The organism is Kribbella italica (assembly GCF_014205135.1).
Taxonomy (GTDB): Bacteria; Actinomycetota; Actinomycetes; order Propionibacteriales; family Kribbellaceae; genus Kribbella; species Kribbella italica.
The window spans coordinates 2917538-2931808 of the sequence record NZ_JACHMY010000001.1 but is presented as its reverse complement, the minus strand read 5'-3'; the positions used below and the strand labels follow the sequence as shown (position 1 = coordinate 2931808).

Here is a 14271-nt window from a genome sequence, read left to right as displayed (position 1 = left end):
TGTGGATGAAGAACAGGGGCCCGGCCGTTGACAGAGCTACGATCCGTTGCCATGAAGTCACCAACTCGTACGCCCACCTTGGAAGACGTCGCCAAGGTCGCCGGCGTCTCGCGTGCGACGGTGTCCCGCGTCGTCAACGGCCAGGCGTCGGTCGACGAATCCTTGAAACGCAAGGTGCTCGCAGCGGTAGAGAAGACCGGCTACCGGCCGAACAACGCGGCCCGGCAGTTGGCGGGACGACGGACGGGCACGATCGCCCTGGTCCTGTCCGGTTCCGACGGCTCGGCGGAGGAGGTCCTCAGCGACCCGTTCTTCGGACGGATCACCGGGGGAGTGGTCAAACACCTGCGTACGAAGGGCAATCACCCGACGCTCTTCCTGGCGGACTCCGAGGCCGCGCGTCTGGAAGCGGTCGACCACGTACGACGCGGTTCGTCGGACGGCGCGCTGCTGGTCTCGACCCACGCGGACGACATCCTCCCCGGGCTGTTCGTCGAGGCGGGTCTGCCTGCCGTCCTGTTCGCCCGGCCCGCACTGCACGCCCCGATCAGCTACGTCGACCTGGCCCACGAGGTCGGCGCCGCGCTGGCCGCCGACCGCCTGATCTCCCGCGGCCGCCGCAAAGTCGTCACGATCGCCGGCCCGACCGACGTCCCCGCCGCCCAGGACCGCCTCACCGGCTTCCGCCAGGCGATGGCCAGGCACGGCCAGCCCCACATCCCAGTTGCCTACGGCAACTTCACCCAGGACTCCGGCGAGGCGGCCATGCTGCACCTCCTCACCCAGGTCCCCGACCTGGACGGCGTCTTCGCCGCCAACGACCTGATGGCCGCCGGCGCCCTCCGAGCCCTCCGCGACGCCGGCCGCACGGTCCCCGACCAGGTCGCCGTCATCGGCTTCGACAACAGCACCCCCGCCAGGGCCGCCGTCCCACCCCTCACCACCATCGCCCAGCCGTTGGAAGAAATGGCCGCAGAAATGTCCCGCCTCCTACTCGCCCAGATCGACACCCCAGGCCAGGGTCCCCAGTGCACCATCTTCGACCCCCACCTGGTCGAACGAGCCTCAGCCTGAAACAGAAGAACAGAAGAACAGAAGAACAGAAGAACAGAAGAACAGAAGAACAGAAGAACAGAAGAACAGAAGAACAGAAGAACAGAAGAACAGAAGAACAGAAGAACAGAAGAACAGAAGAACAGAAGAACAGAAGAACAGAAGAACAGAAGAACAGAAGAACAGAAGAACAGAAGAACAGAAGAACAGAAGAACAGAAGAACAGAAGAACAGAAGAACAGAAGAACAGAAGAACAGAAGAGAAGAACAGAAGAACAGAAGAACAGAAGAACAGAAGAACAGAAGAACAGAAGAACAGAAGAACAGAAGAACAGAAGAACAGAAGAACAGAAGAACAGAAGAACAGAAGAACAGAAGAACAGAAGAACAGAAGAACAGAAGAACAGAAGAACAGAAGAACAGAAGAACAGAAGAACAGAAGAACAGAAGAACAGAAGAACAGAAGAACAGAAGAACAGAAGAACAGAAGAACAGAAGAACAGAAGAACAGAAGAACAGAAGAACAGAAGAACAGAAGAATTATATATTAGCTGCCTGGTTGCTGTTGGCTGTTGGGCTAAGGAAGTCTGTGGTTTCGTGTGGCCGCTGTCTCACTCGACCAAGCGCGAGTTGAACATCTGGTAGTTCAGTCGATGGTCGGAGTGAGGGCAAGATCAACAGCTGCTCGGGGACTGTCGGCAATCTTGACGCCCGGCACTGGCTGCCCCTCTGCATCGAGTATTTTCCATCCGCCGAGTTGAATGACCGGCACACCGCCCCGGCGCTTCGCGAGTGCAAGCTCGCTGAGCGTGCCCCACGAGCCACCAACCACAATGACAGCGTCGGCGGACCAGACGATGATCGCGTTGCGGGCCTCGCCCATGTTGGTCACAAGCACGGCGTCCAGGTCGGGTGAGGCGCCCTCGCGGTCGGCGCCGGGGCGGATGCCGATCACTAGACCGTCGCGGCTGCGGCCGCCGGCGGCGACGGCGGCCATGACGCCGGTTCCGCCTCCGCAGAGGATGACCGCGCCGCGCTCGGCGAGCAATTCACCGACCCTCCGTGCGGCGACGACATCCGCCTCGGTCGCATCGCGCGGACCACAGACTGCTACTTGGAACGGCATGGCTCGTTCCTATCAGTTCGGCAGCCGAGGCAGCTCTCGCGCCGCGGGGTAGGCGACGAACTGGTCGAGCTGATCGCGCAGCTCGGCCGCCACCCGCGAGTCGGCATACCTGCCCGTATTCAGGGTGGCGCCGATCTTGGTCGACCTCTCGATGACTGGCACCGTGCGACTGGCCGCGGGAAGTTGGAGTACTTCGGCAAGGCCGGCGGCGCCGGAGTCCAGGTCGTCCAGACCGACATGCGCGGTCACCAGATCCAGCTGTGCGGCGGCAATCCACTCCGGTGAGCTTCCTGACGTCGACGCGAACAGGTTGAGCGATTCCTCGGCGTCGGCGACGGCCTGGCGCAGGTGGCCGGTTCCTCCGAGGGCGATGTGCGCCTCAGCCGAGTATTACGCGGCCTTCCCCGGCGCGAAGTCGAAGATTCCGGGCTGAGCGCGCTCCCCCAGTGCTTGCTCGCGAGCGTCGGCCGCGTACTGCAGCACCAGCGCGGTCTCACGCTCGTCACCCAGAGCGGCGAGTGCGCGTGCCTCCTGGCTGGTGAGACGCAGTACGTCGCTGCCGCTCAGTGCTGCGGAGTCCAGGCCGCGTCGAGCCAACTCTGCCGAGCGCTGGTACTCCTTCTGCCAGTATGCGACCTGAGCCTGGACCCAGTAGGCGTAGCCGCGGAGCTGGTCGGCGCCGGACAGATCAGCGCAGGTCAGCACCATCCGGGTGTGCGTCTCGACGCCGTACGTGTATCCGAGATCGCTGCTGACGTGCCCTAGCAACGCGCTGACCAGGCCGGCGATCCGGTACAGGTCCTTCGTGTACTCCGGTCGCGGGTGGCTGTCGATCAGCTCGAAGACGTCCTTACGCAGCTCGGCCAGCGGGCGGAACATCTGGTACGGCGTGGTCCCCAAGTACTGCTCGGCCAGGTGGACGACATCAGCGTTGAGCTGTTCGAGCACCTCCGGGCTGAGGACGGTTCGCGCGCGGCGGACGAACCGCGCTGAATCATCGGCGGCCATCGCAAGCTCCTCAAAGATCCCGTGCGTGGGTAGGCGGCCCAGATCGTTCACGGGTGGGTGGGCAACGGACCGCCGCCGCTCTGCGACGGTCGGCACGGCCGGTGCCTCCGCCGAGGGCGGCCCGAGCAGGTCCTCCAGAGGCGCACCCCACAGCTGGCGGGCGACTCGACGTGAGGCCGGGTAAGCGTCGGAGGCTTCGCCGTTCATCCAACGGCGGAGGTGGCGCGGCGACAGGGTGGCCGGCTCGTCGAGTTCACGAGCTTTGGCCTTGAACTCGCTGGCTGCCTCCGCGACGGTCTGGTCACGCTGCTGGATGAGCTGCTCCAGCAACGTGCGGGGCGCTCCGCGATTCACGTCCCTACCGCCTTCCCCAGGGGATATGGCTTCCAGACTAGGTCTCGACCAGCTCCACTGTGGCCCGCCCGGGCGAGGCTGGTCGAGTCGCCCCGGCTGCTTGTCCGCGTCCTGTCCGCCTCCTGTCCACCAGACGTCCGCCGCCTGACATAGCGAAGTCCGGGACAAACAGTGACCATCGGTGACGTACCGCAACTAATTGTAACCGGCAATAGGTGGGAGGGCTACGGCAAATGACGCCACCACAACTCGGCGACCGCTGGTGGCTCGCCAGCTACGAGGGCCGCCCATTGGCGACCTACCTGGCCGGGCAAGACGTGGGCGCGTTGTTCAGATTCCTGCGTTCCCGCGGCTTCAGCCGAAGTGTGATCTCGTCCAAGACCGGCTTGGCCGAGACCCGTGTCCGCAGTATCGCCAATGGCACTCAGATGGTTGAGAGCTATCAGGTACTGGTGAGGATCGCGGACGGGCTGGGTCTGGACCGCGGTCTTCTCGGCGTCGGATCACGCCCCTCACTCGCTGGCTCCGGTAAGGCGATCGTCGGTGACCCCGGCGCCGACGCGGAGTTCGTCGGCTCTCTGGCGGTCCTGGCAGTCGGTCCGGCACCAGCGCGACTGGAGCAGTACTTGCAGCCGCAGCGCCTGGACGCGATGAGCGTTCCGGCGGTTGTGACCTCAGCGCAGGTCGAGCTACTCCAAGCGATCCGCGATCATCACCGGCTGATCGACGCCACGTACGGCGGCGGGTCGTGCCGCAGCTCTGCAGTGAGTCATCTCGCCTGGGCAGCTGAGATGCTGCACAGCCGATTCGAGACGCCACAGGTCGAGCACGGGTTCAAGGCGGCGCTCTCGGATCTCTACCAGGTCGCCGGATGGGCCAGCCACGATCTCGGCGATCACGCTGCAGCGCGGCACTACCTCACCGCCGGGCTCGTCCTTGCCAGAGACATCGACGAGCTCGCGCTGATCGCCGGCGGGTTCTACCGGCTCGGTCGGGTGTCGATCCATCAGGGCCGGGCGAAGGAGGCGCTTCGCCTCTGGCAGCTGGGCCAGATCGTCGCGCAGGACAGCGGCAATCTGGCCGCCGTCGCGGTCCTGCACGCCAATGAGGCGTGGGCGTACGCGATGCTCGGCGATTCGCCGAGGGTTTGTGATGCCCTGTCGCGCGCGCAGGACGAACTCGGCCGGGTAGAGCCGGGAGCGGTCCCGGCGTGGGCCCGGTTCTTCGTCGCACCTGCGGACCTCGACGGCATCTCCGGCGTCGTGTACGGCTCGCTGGCCTCGCACAGCGAGCACCGAGAACGCTTCGCGGCCAGGGCTATCGAGCATTCCGAGCGCGCTTACGCGCGGCGTACGCCTGGCGAGGAACGCAGCAGAGCCTTCGACGCAATCTCAGTTGCTACCGGCTACGTCCTGGACGGCCAAACCGATCTCGCCGCCGAGGCTGGTCATCGCGCAGTCGACCGCGCTGTCGAGACGGCATCGCGCCGCGCGAACGACCGGCTCCGGACGATGGCCGCGATGGCCCGCCCGCTTGCTTCCGACGACGGTATCCGCAGCGTCCTCGATCGTGTCGCAACGCTGGCGAACGGATAGTTTCTATGGCGTGACGACTCTCAGCGCCGACGAGCACGACCGCCTCCAGTCGGCGCTCCAATCCATCAGTACCGTCGCCGGACTCGACTTCACCGGCGCTGAACTCATCCGCTACACGATGAACGCCGTCTACTACCTCCCAGCGGCGAAGGTCGTCCTGCGGATAGCTCCGGCAACCAAGTCCGCCGCCGTCTCCCGCGTCGCGAGGGTGGCCACTCGACTGGCCGATCTCGACCAGCCGACAGCCCGCCTTGCCATCGGCATGGACAAGTCGATCGAGACGCCTGGGTGGGCGGCCACCGCATGGACATATCTGGAGCAAACTCCAGGGCACCGCCATCGTCAGCGTGACCTCGCAAAGCCATTGCTCGCCATGCACGGCCTTCACGACCTCGGCATCAGCTTGCCCGACTGGGATCCGGTCGGACGTTCGCGAGGCCGCGTCGAAGAGGCCGCGGTCGGGTCAGACCTCGACTTCCTGAGTGATTGGTCCTGTCGAGAGCTTCGGATCCCACTGACCGATCTCCTGGATCAACTCTTACGGCGCTGCTCGGAGCTGGAGACCGCTGTCGCGAGCGCCGAGTGGGCACTCCCCATCGCGGTGATCCACGGCGATGCGCATGCAGGGAATCTGCTGACGTCGCCGGACAGGGGGGTAGTGCTGTGCGATCTCGATTCAGTGACCCTCGGCCCACCTGAATGGGACCTCGTCCCCTCAGCACATGGTGTTGAACGCTTCGGCGACCCTCGCGATCACTACGGCGCCTTCGCAGCCGAGTACGGCTTCGACCTGCTCCACTCTCCCAACTGGCCCCTGCTCCGCGATATCCGAGAGCTGCAACTGGTGACGAGTGTGATCGCCGGACTCCGCGGCCGGCCCGAGGTCGCCGTGGAGCTCGGCCACCGTCTCCGCAGCTTCATCGCGCGAGACGACCAGACCTGGCACCGGTATCGCTAGAGGGGTCCGTCATGGACCCCCATCCCGGAGTCGTCCTGAACCCCCTCGCTGGGCTGATCACCATCGTCTTCCCACCGCAACACTCGATCTCGTAGCGCCTCACCGCTACCCCGGGACCACCGGCTCAACGGCCGGAGTCCCGGGCCGAGCCCGCTCCACGGGAGACGAACGTGAACGGTCAATGGAGCTTCATAGACCACCTCGCCGCCGTACCGACAATAATCGGCACCGCACCTGCCTGGAACAGCGATTTGGCGGTGTGTGTCCTGGCCCTCATCGCGATCACCGCGTACGTGCAGATCGGCCGTGACATCGCGGTTGAGCTGAGGGGCGAGTGATGACCGCCGCAGGAGAGACAGCGCTTCGAGTTCAGGTCTGGTTCGGTGAGTACACGATCGCGGACTACATCGAGACGCCAGCTCTGGCGGCCCGGTACGCCGAAGCGATGTCGACTCGCTTTCCCAGCCTGCGCATCACCGTCACCCCGCTGCCCGCCGCCGATCAGATATCGACCCCGACCGCAAGGCTCTGGACATGACCGGCGGCCTGGCCATGGGCCGGCGTGGTCCCGCGCTCCTTCCGGCCGTACTGACATTCGAACTGACTGCATTGGGCGTCTATCCACAGCCGTTCGTACTCGGCTACGTCGACGCAGCACGGTTGCCCACGGCCGACGCCGTACCGGAGACCCGAGCCGCCATCTCCCAGTACGCCGCTGCCGAGGCGCTAACCCTGGGCAACATCTACGTCGACTATCCCGGCTTGGGCGAGTCTTCGTTTCGGGCGCTGCTGATCGCGGTTCAGCGGTACAACCCTCTGCAGGTTCTGGTTCCGAGTCTCGACCACGTCGACGACCATTCACCGGGCGGCAGGCTCGAGATTCTCCTGCACACCACGGTCGCGGTCCGGCCGTTGGACGGTGGTCGTCGGTGATCACTCCATGTCTCGTCGCGGACGACCCGAGCGAGGCAGTCACAGCTCTGCTGACGGCCGCCGCAACCCCGGCACCGCCCCGCCCGCCGGGAGCGTGGACCCTCGGATACGTCGACGCCGCCGGGATCCAACGGACAGCCGACCTGGCCAGTCACACCGCCCGCATCCGCGAGTACGCCGAACGACACCACCTCAGCCTGATCTCCACCTACGTCGACCGACCGGACGAGATGTTGGGATTCGGGGCCCTCCTCGCCGCGATCGAACGTCATCACCCAGATCGCGTCCTCGTGACGGCCCTCGCGCATCTCGACGCTCCCGCGCCTGATCCACACGCCACCGAGACCAGACACGATCGGCTCCGGAAACTCGGAGTTCGGATCGAGCAGGTCTTTCCCTGAGACCGGAGTCCCCGGCACCTCGACGCGCCTGATCGGACCCCTGTCCGGTGGTCGAGGAACCTCCCCCGAGAGCCAGGGGCTTCGCCGCCGGCGGGCGACCGCATCGACCGTGCATCTGCGGTCGCCCGCCTTCCTACCACCAAGACCCACAATCCACTAACTAGAAGCAAGGAGAGCAACATGGCGCTACGGTTCATCGGTAAGGACCCCAACTCGCCGAACACCAACTCGCCCACCGTGTGGGTCGACGAGGCTGACGGCAGCATGGTCATCCAGGGCTGGAAGCTGGACGCGGAATCGACCGCCGAGGTCAACGCCGCGGCACCGATCCCGGACCACGAGACCGTCGTCCGGATTCCCGCCCGGATGGCGCCGTTCCTGAAGGAGGCAATGGGTGACGGCTGAACCAGTCGCGTTCCAGTTGTTCCGGAGCGCCGTACGAAGCGCTCTCCACCTCGAGGCACGCGATCTGTACGAGCCCGGCGATCCGGACTGGAACGAGTGGAAGTCAGGCGGACGGTTCGACCCGGCCGAGCGGTGGCGTGCGTTCCACGACCTGGTGCGCGAAACCACCGGCCGCGGAGTTGAAGTGCGACGGGCCCGGATCGTGTCGGAGCCGGTGAGCGACTACGTCAGGTTCGAGTACGACGTGACGGAAGCGCACAACCTCGCCGCGGGCGAGCAGGTGCGATGGCTGCCACGTCAACACAGCGGTGGCCTGCTCGTCCCGGCGAACGACTTCTGGGTCTTCGACGAGCAGATCGTCCTGTGGAACTTCTTCGACGGTGACGGAACCTGGATCGGCGAGGAGCGAGTCGACGATCCTGAGCTGGCGAGGCTCTGCGTAACATCGTTCGACGCCGTCTGGGAGCGAGCGATCCCGCACCAGCAGTACCAGCCGACCTGAGAGAGCTAGTTGCCGACACCACCGACCTTCTCCAACGCACAGAAGGCGAAGCGCGACTTCGGTGCCCGCCTCGGTGAGATCCGGAAGACAGCCGGACTCACCGGGCGGGCACTCGCTACGTCCTGCGGGTGGCACGAGTCGAAGGTCTCGCGGATCGAGAACGGCCGGACGGCACCGTCCTCCGACGACGTACGAGCCTGGGCTGAGCTGTGCGGTGCCGCGGACCAGATCCCCGATCTCCTCGCCTCCCTCGAGGCGATCGAAGGCATGTTCGTGGAGTGGCGCCGGATCGAGCGCACCGGCCTCAAACGGGCTCAGCAGGCTGTTCAGCCGTTGTGGGAACGCACCCGACGGTTCCGCACGTACTCCCCTTGGCTGATCCCAGGAGCTGTACAGACCGAGGAGTACACCCGCGCAGTCCTCGGCGGGACGTCAGCCCGTCGCGGACTCCCGGACGACGTCGACGCGGCAGTTGCCGTACGCAAAGAACGCCTCCAGCTGCTCCGCCGCGGAGATCGAACCTTCGCCGTACTGATCGAGGAATCGGTTCTGCACAACGTCATCGGCAGCGCTGACGTGATGGTGGGCCAGCTCCGTCACCTCCTGGCTATCGGCGAGCTTCCCTCGGTGTCAGTGGGGATTCTTCCGGCCGGCCTCGACCGAACCGCTATGCCTCCCGTCGAGGACTTCTGGATCTTCGACGACCGCCAGGTGAACGTCGAGTTGATCTCCGGGTACCTGACGATCACTCAGCCTGGCGAGGTCGCGATGTACGCCGATGCGTTCCGAAGACTCGCCGAACTCGCCGTCGTCGGACCTGCGGCGAAGCGTCTGATCACTGCTGTCGCAGCCACTCTCTGACTGCCGTGCAAGTCCGTGCAAGTTCATCGCTTGCACAGTCCCCAGACTCATAGCGTCGCACCATGAAGACCGGCACGGGGACCGAACGACGCAGTAGCAACGAGTCGTCTCCCGAAGAGAACCGCCAGATTCAGGTCGACGACCGGATCAGCCATCCCGAATACGGCAACGGCACCGTCGTCCTTTTCAACCACACAAGGCTGCAGGTCGTCTGGGACATCCCGTTCTCTGCGGACTCACCCAACCGGATGCTCGACCACAGCCCGTCGTTCGTAGATCACCTCACCCTCCTACCTGCCGAGTGATCGGCACCTGACCTGTCCGGTGTCCCTTTGCACGTGGGCTTGCACCCGGACAGACAACGGCACCCACCCACAGACCCCTGCTGGGTGGGGGCCGTTGTCTGTCGTATGAGGTCAGCTGCCTGCTGCGATCTCAGGGCGGTGAGCGATCCGGGCCGCATCCAGTCCGCGAGTTCCATTCCCGGAGCTGGCGCAGCGAGCAGTTGGTGCGCTGAGCAATCGTTGGGGAGCGTGGACATGACGCGACGCTGCACCGCGAACTGGAGCACGTCGCCTCGGCGCAGCAGAAGCCGACCTGGTCGTCGTCCTGAGGTCGTGAGCACGGCCAGCGGCATGCGGCGTGCCAGTCCGTGACCGATAAGCGACGTGGGACTTCTTGCTCCTGCTTCACCGGCCCGGGCTCGACGATCAGATTCGATGCAGCCAGCCGGAGTCGCACCTGAGGGCGCGGGCTAAGAGAGCTCCACGTTTGACGACGCGTGCGACAGCTCTCTGATTGGAACCATTCTGGACCGCTGGCAGGACCACCATGGCGTTCCACGAGGAGTGGTCAAGCACGAGGTTGCCTGCGAAAAGGTACGGCAAGCCTTGCTTTCGAGATGCGCTCTCCCGTCACTTTAAGGTTTTCCACCTCAGTTAAAATTCGGTCACGTAACCGAGTACCTTCAAGGAGCATCTTCTCAAGTTCTTCAACCTTCTCCCTATCACCTTCTCGGCGAGCTTTTTCGATCTCTTCACTCAACACCTCTATTGCCGGATCAAAAGCATCCGATAAATTGTCGAGTTTTGCTAGCATTTTCGCGGTAGTGTCGAACGATTCCCTCAGAGCAGGATAGTCCGGCACATGCATCTCGTAGCCAACAACTTGTGGAGTCGACGATTCCCACTCGATCATCGGACTCGGCGTCCTGCCCCTATCGATCTGGACACCCTGAGAGTCGAAAGCTTTGGACAGCCTGAATCCAGCAGCGAAGGACGCCCTAATCACAGCCTCGACGTCATCTTGAATATCCTGCATCCCCCAACCTTTACCGACAGCGTTCGGATTCCACCCCTCCGGATCTGAATCGCCAGCGCTCTCCAAGCCTGTTCGAACTGTCTCAACGAGCGTGCTTGCCGATTCTGTGATGCCCTGATTAGATCCTGCCTGATCACTAGGATCGAATCTCATTGTCCCAACCGGCGTGTCCGCCTCTCTCAACCGTTGCACGACTTCACCAAGCTTGGTCCGGAACAATACGAGGCCAAGCACAACAACCACTGGCCAAACCACCACTCGTGCCGATTCGTTGACCTGATTCCAGATCTCAACTCCCTGCATCCGCCGAGTCTGACGCATCGGTCCATGCGGCAGCATGTGGATTACGGCACACGTCGCCCGCTAGGCGATTCGAGGGCAAGCGATACGCTCTCAGCGCTGGACGCTGCCGTTGACAGAGGCCGCCGGCACATCCCCGCCACCAGACGCCAGACTCTCGAACGCTTGATGGATCGCGGCGGTGGAGACCTGGGGGTGGCTGTCCGCGGACGGCGGGTTGGGACTGATGTCGGTGCCGTCGGGTGGAAGTTTGGCTGGTGGAATTGGGGATCTACGCCTGGTGAACCAGTACGGCGGTTTGGCTGGTGATGTAGGTGAGGTTCAGTCGGCGGGCCCAGCGGTTGGTTTCGGTGGCGATGGTCTGGGCGGCGGCCTGGTTGCCCTCGTCTCGGGCCAGGACTGCGAGTAGGGCTTGCTGGGCGAGGGTGGCGGGGACGTGGCCGGCTGACTGGCGTTGTTCGGTGGAGAGTTCCCAGTGGCGCCGGGCCTCGGGGAGATTGCCGGCGGTGTGGGCGTGGTCGCCTAGGTGGCGGTGGGCGTAGGAGGCTTGGAGGGTGTCGCCGGTGGACTCGCAGAGGGCGAGGGAGTCTGTGTAGTGCTTGAAGGCTTCGTCGGGGAGGGTGTTGAGGTTGTCGGCGATCAGGCCCCGGTAGAAGAGGACGGCAGCACGGCGTACGTCGTCGGGGGCCTCAGCCTCGAGCGCTTCGGCTTGTACGGCGAGGCCGTCGTCGGTGGTCGCGGCGACGACGAGCTTGGTGAAGTAGGCGTTGCGGAGTTGGAGTAGGGCCAGGTCCCACTCAAGGGTCTTGTCGGGGTAAGCCGCGACTGCAGCAGCGAGGTCAGCAAGCGCCGCGGGGGAGTGCGTGGTGGATTGCGCGAAGTCCTGGCGGCCTCACTCCGGATGCAGGTGCTGACGCGGCACCTGGACCGGCAGCGGGACGCGGTGCTGGCGTCGCACGGGCTGCAGTGGTGGGAGTTCAAGACGCTGCACATGCTGCGGCGTGGCGGTACGCCGTACCGGGCGACGCCCGGAGCGCTGGCCAAGCAGCTGAGCATGTCGCCGGCGGCGATGACGAATCGCCTCGACGCGCTGGAGCGGCACGGGTACGTCGTCCGCGGCCACGATCCCGATGACCGGCGCAAGGTGGTCGCGACGCTGACCCGCGCCGGGCGGGCGGTCTGGGAGCGGGGGATCGACGACATCCAGAAGCTGGAGCAGGACCTGGTGCGCGCGCTCCCGGCGAAGGACCAGGACGTGCTGGAGGACCTCCTCCGACGGCTCGTGAAAACCACCGAGCCCGAGTGATGTCAAGACGGTGGGCTCAGCTCCGACGTACCAGTGAAGGCGCCGCAACGGCGCCCCGAGCTGGAGGGCCGGATGATGGATCCGCTGAACCTGCTGGTCGCACGACAGAACGCCGCCGATCAGGTGCGGGAGACGGTCGCGGGTGGACCCGGCGACGCCTCGACGAAGGACGCGAAGCTCGGTCCCGTCGTGCACGTCGGCTGGTGGCGTCGCCTGCAGGAAATCACGCGCGCGGCGACCCGCCGCCGTGTCACAGTCCTGCGGTGACGGAAACGACGCGAGACGAGCAGATCGCCACCTTGCTGGCGGCGTACGACGATCAGTTGCGCGGTGGCGCGGAGACCTCGGGCGTCCCGAGTACGACGGACGGCCCGGTGATCCGGGTCGAGTACCCGACCCGCGGGTTCGTGAGTTACCGCTCTCTCGAGGGTCTCGACGGCGCCGAGCTCGACGCGCTGATCGCGCGCCAGCGGGACTTCTTCGCCGCCAAGGGCCAGGCGATGGAGTGGAAGACGCGCGGCCACGACCTCCCGGCCGATCTGCCCGAGCGGCTGGCCAAGGCCGGCTTCGTGCCCGAGGAGCGGGAGACGGTCGTGATCGCGGAGAGCGCGACTATCGCCGCTCGCCTGCAGGGCCGGGAAGCGGTCGACGGGGTGACGATCCGCCGGACGACCGAGCTGAGCGACTTCGAGCGGATCGCGGCGATGGAGTCGACGGTCTGGGGCGAGGACTGGTCCTGGCTCACCGGCGACCTGGTCAGCCGGAACGCCGCGGGGCAGACGGACATCTACGTCGCGGAGGCCGGCGGCGAGGTCGTGTCCGCGGCCTGGGCGGTGCACAAGGCCGGCACCGATTTCACCGGCCTGTGGGGTGGATCGACGCTCGCGGAGTGGCGTGGCCGCGGGATCTACAAGGCGCTGGTCGCCGTACGGGCCGCTCGTGCGATCGAGCTCGGGCATCGCTACCTGCAGGTCGACGCCTCCGACGACAGCTCCCCGATCCTGCAGCGGCTCGGGTTCCTGCCGGTCACCACGACCACGCCGTACGTCTTCACTCCGGCCGGTAGCGACAGTCACCAGCAGTAGCCGGTACGACGGTCGCCCGAGCACGGCACACGGGAAACCTGCGGTGGTACGGCGTTCAACTGGTAGACAGGACGGTGTGAACCAACTCCGCGCGCTGGGGATCTCCGCCGAGGCCGAGGCGATCTACCTCGACCTGATCGCGCGGGGTGCTCTCGACCGGGCCGAGCTGGTCGACCGTCACGGCGCCGAGCTCGAGGCGCCGCTGGACGAGCTCGCCGCGATCGGGCTGGTCGAACGCTCCGACGGCAAGGTCCTGCCGCAGCCGCCGCACCTCGCGATGGAGGCTGTTGCCCAGCGGCGTACGAAGGAGGCCGAGCTCGCCCGGGAGAGCGCTTCCTTGCTCTCCGACCTGTGGACCGCGGGCATCGGCCGGCAGACGTACGTCGAACTGCTGCCGTCGCTGGAGGTCACCCGCTCGGTGATCAACTCCGTGCAGGTCGACGCCGAGCACCAGGTGCGCGCGATGACGGTCGGCAGCATCGCGACGCCGGCGAATCCCCAGATCGTCGGCGGCCTGTTCGACGCGCTGGCCCGCGGTGTCACGTACGAGGTCATCTACGGCACCCGCGTGCTGCAGGACCCGGACGCGCTGCGGATGGTCCAGCAGTGCGTCGACGCCGGCGAGCAGGCCCGCGTCTTCCCGGAGGTCCCGCTCAACCTGACCATCGTGGACGACCGCTGGGCGTTGCTCGCGGCCCGTACGACGGTCGGCGAGATCGTGAACTCCGCCGCGATGGTCGTGCACCACTCGCCGTTCCTGACCGGCCTGGTCGGCATCTTCGACGCGTTGTGGCGGGTCTCGGTCCCGATCACCGGCGGCACCGAGAACACCGAGGCGATCGGCGCGCCCGCGCTGGAGACGAAACGGCTGCTCACCTACCTGAGCGCCGGGCTGACCGACGAGTCGATCGCGCGCGAGTTCGGCGTCAGCGAGCGGACCATCGCCCGCCGGATCAGCCGGCTGCAGGAGACGCTCGGTGCCCAGACCCGGTTCCAGCTGGGCGTCCAGGCCTCCCGGCAGAACTGGCTCTGACCCCGGTCGCCGCGGCGACCGGGGCCAGAGG

The 14271-nt window shown here is 65.7% G+C and carries 21 protein-coding genes; 17 read left to right on the top strand and 4 right to left on the bottom strand.

From position 1 onward, the window contains the following. Positions 1-51: 51 nt before the first annotated feature. Entirely contained in the window at positions 52-1074 is a 1023-nt protein-coding gene (locus HDA39_RS13550) for a LacI family DNA-binding transcriptional regulator (protein ID WP_184795568.1), read from the top strand. Next, entirely contained in the window at positions 1029-1604 is a 576-nt protein-coding gene (locus HDA39_RS13545; protein WP_184795567.1) for a hypothetical protein, read from the top strand. The genes HDA39_RS13550 and HDA39_RS13545 overlap by 46 nt, the downstream gene beginning before the upstream one ends. A 95-nt stretch (positions 1605-1699) precedes the next feature. Here HDA39_RS13545 and HDA39_RS13540 read toward each other — a convergent pair whose 3' ends face one another. From HDA39_RS13540 to HDA39_RS13530, 3 genes are all read right to left on the bottom strand, one after another. After that, on the bottom strand, positions 1700-2179 hold the full coding sequence (locus tag HDA39_RS13540; protein WP_184795566.1) for an SLOG cluster 4 domain-containing protein: 480 nt from the start codon (positions 2177-2179) through the stop codon (positions 1700-1702). 12 nt (positions 2180-2191) lie between these two features. Further along, a complete protein-coding gene (locus HDA39_RS13535) occupies positions 2192-2428 on the bottom strand; it encodes a hypothetical protein (RefSeq protein WP_184795565.1) in 237 nt (78 codons plus the stop codon). Positions 2429-2569: 141 nt separating this feature from the next. Next, positions 2570-3541 (bottom strand): hypothetical protein, encoded by a 972-nt coding sequence (locus HDA39_RS13530; protein ID WP_184795564.1) that lies wholly within the window; start codon positions 3539-3541, stop codon positions 2570-2572. Positions 3542-3831: 290 nt separating this feature from the next. Between HDA39_RS13530 and HDA39_RS13525 the strand changes: the two genes are divergently transcribed. The 10 genes from HDA39_RS13525 (at position 3832) to HDA39_RS13480 (ending at position 9501) form a co-directional block, all read left to right on the top strand. Beyond that, positions 3832-5136: an NsdA family TPR-like regulatory protein gene (locus HDA39_RS13525; RefSeq protein ID WP_184795563.1), complete on the top strand. Its 1305-nt coding sequence runs from the start codon at positions 3832-3834 to the stop codon at positions 5134-5136. 10 nt (positions 5137-5146) lie between these two features. Continuing rightward, complete coding sequence (locus HDA39_RS13520; protein WP_184795562.1) at positions 5147-6094, top strand: phosphotransferase; 948 nt, start codon at positions 5147-5149, stop codon at positions 6092-6094. A gap of 170 nt (positions 6095-6264) precedes the next feature. Beyond that, entirely contained in the window at positions 6265-6432 is a 168-nt protein-coding gene (locus tag HDA39_RS13515) for a hypothetical protein (protein WP_184795561.1), read from the top strand. Then, a complete protein-coding gene (locus tag HDA39_RS13510; RefSeq protein ID WP_184795560.1) occupies positions 6432-6632 on the top strand; it encodes a hypothetical protein in 201 nt (66 codons plus the stop codon). Before HDA39_RS13515 ends, HDA39_RS13510 begins: the two co-directional genes overlap by 1 nt. Beyond that, complete coding sequence (locus tag HDA39_RS13505) at positions 6629-7027, top strand: hypothetical protein (RefSeq protein ID WP_184795559.1); 399 nt, start codon at positions 6629-6631, stop codon at positions 7025-7027. The genes HDA39_RS13510 and HDA39_RS13505 overlap by 4 nt, the downstream gene beginning before the upstream one ends. Then, positions 7024-7428 carry a recombinase family protein gene (locus HDA39_RS13500; RefSeq protein WP_184795558.1) on the top strand — a complete coding sequence of 135 codons (405 nt, stop codon included), beginning with the start codon at positions 7024-7026 and terminating at the stop codon, positions 7426-7428. Before HDA39_RS13505 ends, HDA39_RS13500 begins: the two co-directional genes overlap by 4 nt. Positions 7429-7608: 180 nt before the next feature. Then, positions 7609-7833 (top strand): hypothetical protein, encoded by a 225-nt coding sequence (locus HDA39_RS13495; RefSeq protein WP_184795557.1) that lies wholly within the window; start codon positions 7609-7611, stop codon positions 7831-7833. After that, positions 7823-8335, top strand: coding sequence for a DUF6879 family protein (locus HDA39_RS13490; protein ID WP_184795556.1), 513 nt, complete (start codon positions 7823-7825; stop codon positions 8333-8335). Before HDA39_RS13495 ends, HDA39_RS13490 begins: the two co-directional genes overlap by 11 nt. 9 nt (positions 8336-8344) lie before the next feature. Beyond that, a complete protein-coding gene (locus HDA39_RS13485) occupies positions 8345-9196 on the top strand; it encodes a helix-turn-helix domain-containing protein (RefSeq protein ID WP_184795555.1) in 852 nt (283 codons plus the stop codon). A 62-nt stretch (positions 9197-9258) separates the two neighbouring features. Next, entirely contained in the window at positions 9259-9501 is a 243-nt protein-coding gene (locus HDA39_RS13480; protein WP_184795554.1) for a hypothetical protein, read from the top strand. A 547-nt stretch (positions 9502-10048) separates the two neighbouring features. Here HDA39_RS13480 and HDA39_RS13475 read toward each other — a convergent pair. After that, positions 10049-10819: a hypothetical protein gene (locus HDA39_RS13475; RefSeq protein WP_184795553.1), complete on the bottom strand. Its 771-nt coding sequence runs from the start codon at positions 10817-10819 to the stop codon at positions 10049-10051. Between the two features lie 544 nt (positions 10820-11363). On the opposite strand from HDA39_RS13475, the gene HDA39_RS13470 reads away from it, so the two are divergent. From HDA39_RS13470 to HDA39_RS43690, 5 genes are all read left to right on the top strand, one after another. Further along, entirely contained in the window at positions 11364-11600 is a 237-nt protein-coding gene (locus HDA39_RS13470; RefSeq protein ID WP_184795552.1) for a hypothetical protein, read from the top strand. Positions 11601-11687: 87 nt separating this feature from the next. After that, positions 11688-12122 (top strand): MarR family winged helix-turn-helix transcriptional regulator, encoded by a 435-nt coding sequence (locus HDA39_RS13465; RefSeq protein ID WP_238356046.1) that lies wholly within the window; start codon positions 11688-11690, stop codon positions 12120-12122. A gap of 72 nt (positions 12123-12194) precedes the next feature. Further along, positions 12195-12389: a hypothetical protein gene (locus tag HDA39_RS13460; RefSeq protein ID WP_184795551.1), complete on the top strand. Its 195-nt coding sequence runs from the start codon at positions 12195-12197 to the stop codon at positions 12387-12389. Then, complete coding sequence (locus HDA39_RS13455; RefSeq protein WP_184795550.1) at positions 12386-13207, top strand: GNAT family N-acetyltransferase; 822 nt, start codon at positions 12386-12388, stop codon at positions 13205-13207. The genes HDA39_RS13460 and HDA39_RS13455 overlap by 4 nt, the downstream gene beginning before the upstream one ends. Before the next feature lie 76 nt (positions 13208-13283). Continuing rightward, positions 13284-14240 carry a LuxR C-terminal-related transcriptional regulator gene (locus HDA39_RS43690; RefSeq protein WP_184795549.1) on the top strand — a complete coding sequence of 319 codons (957 nt, stop codon included), beginning with the start codon at positions 13284-13286 and terminating at the stop codon, positions 14238-14240. The last annotated feature ends 31 nt before the right edge of the window (positions 14241-14271 follow it).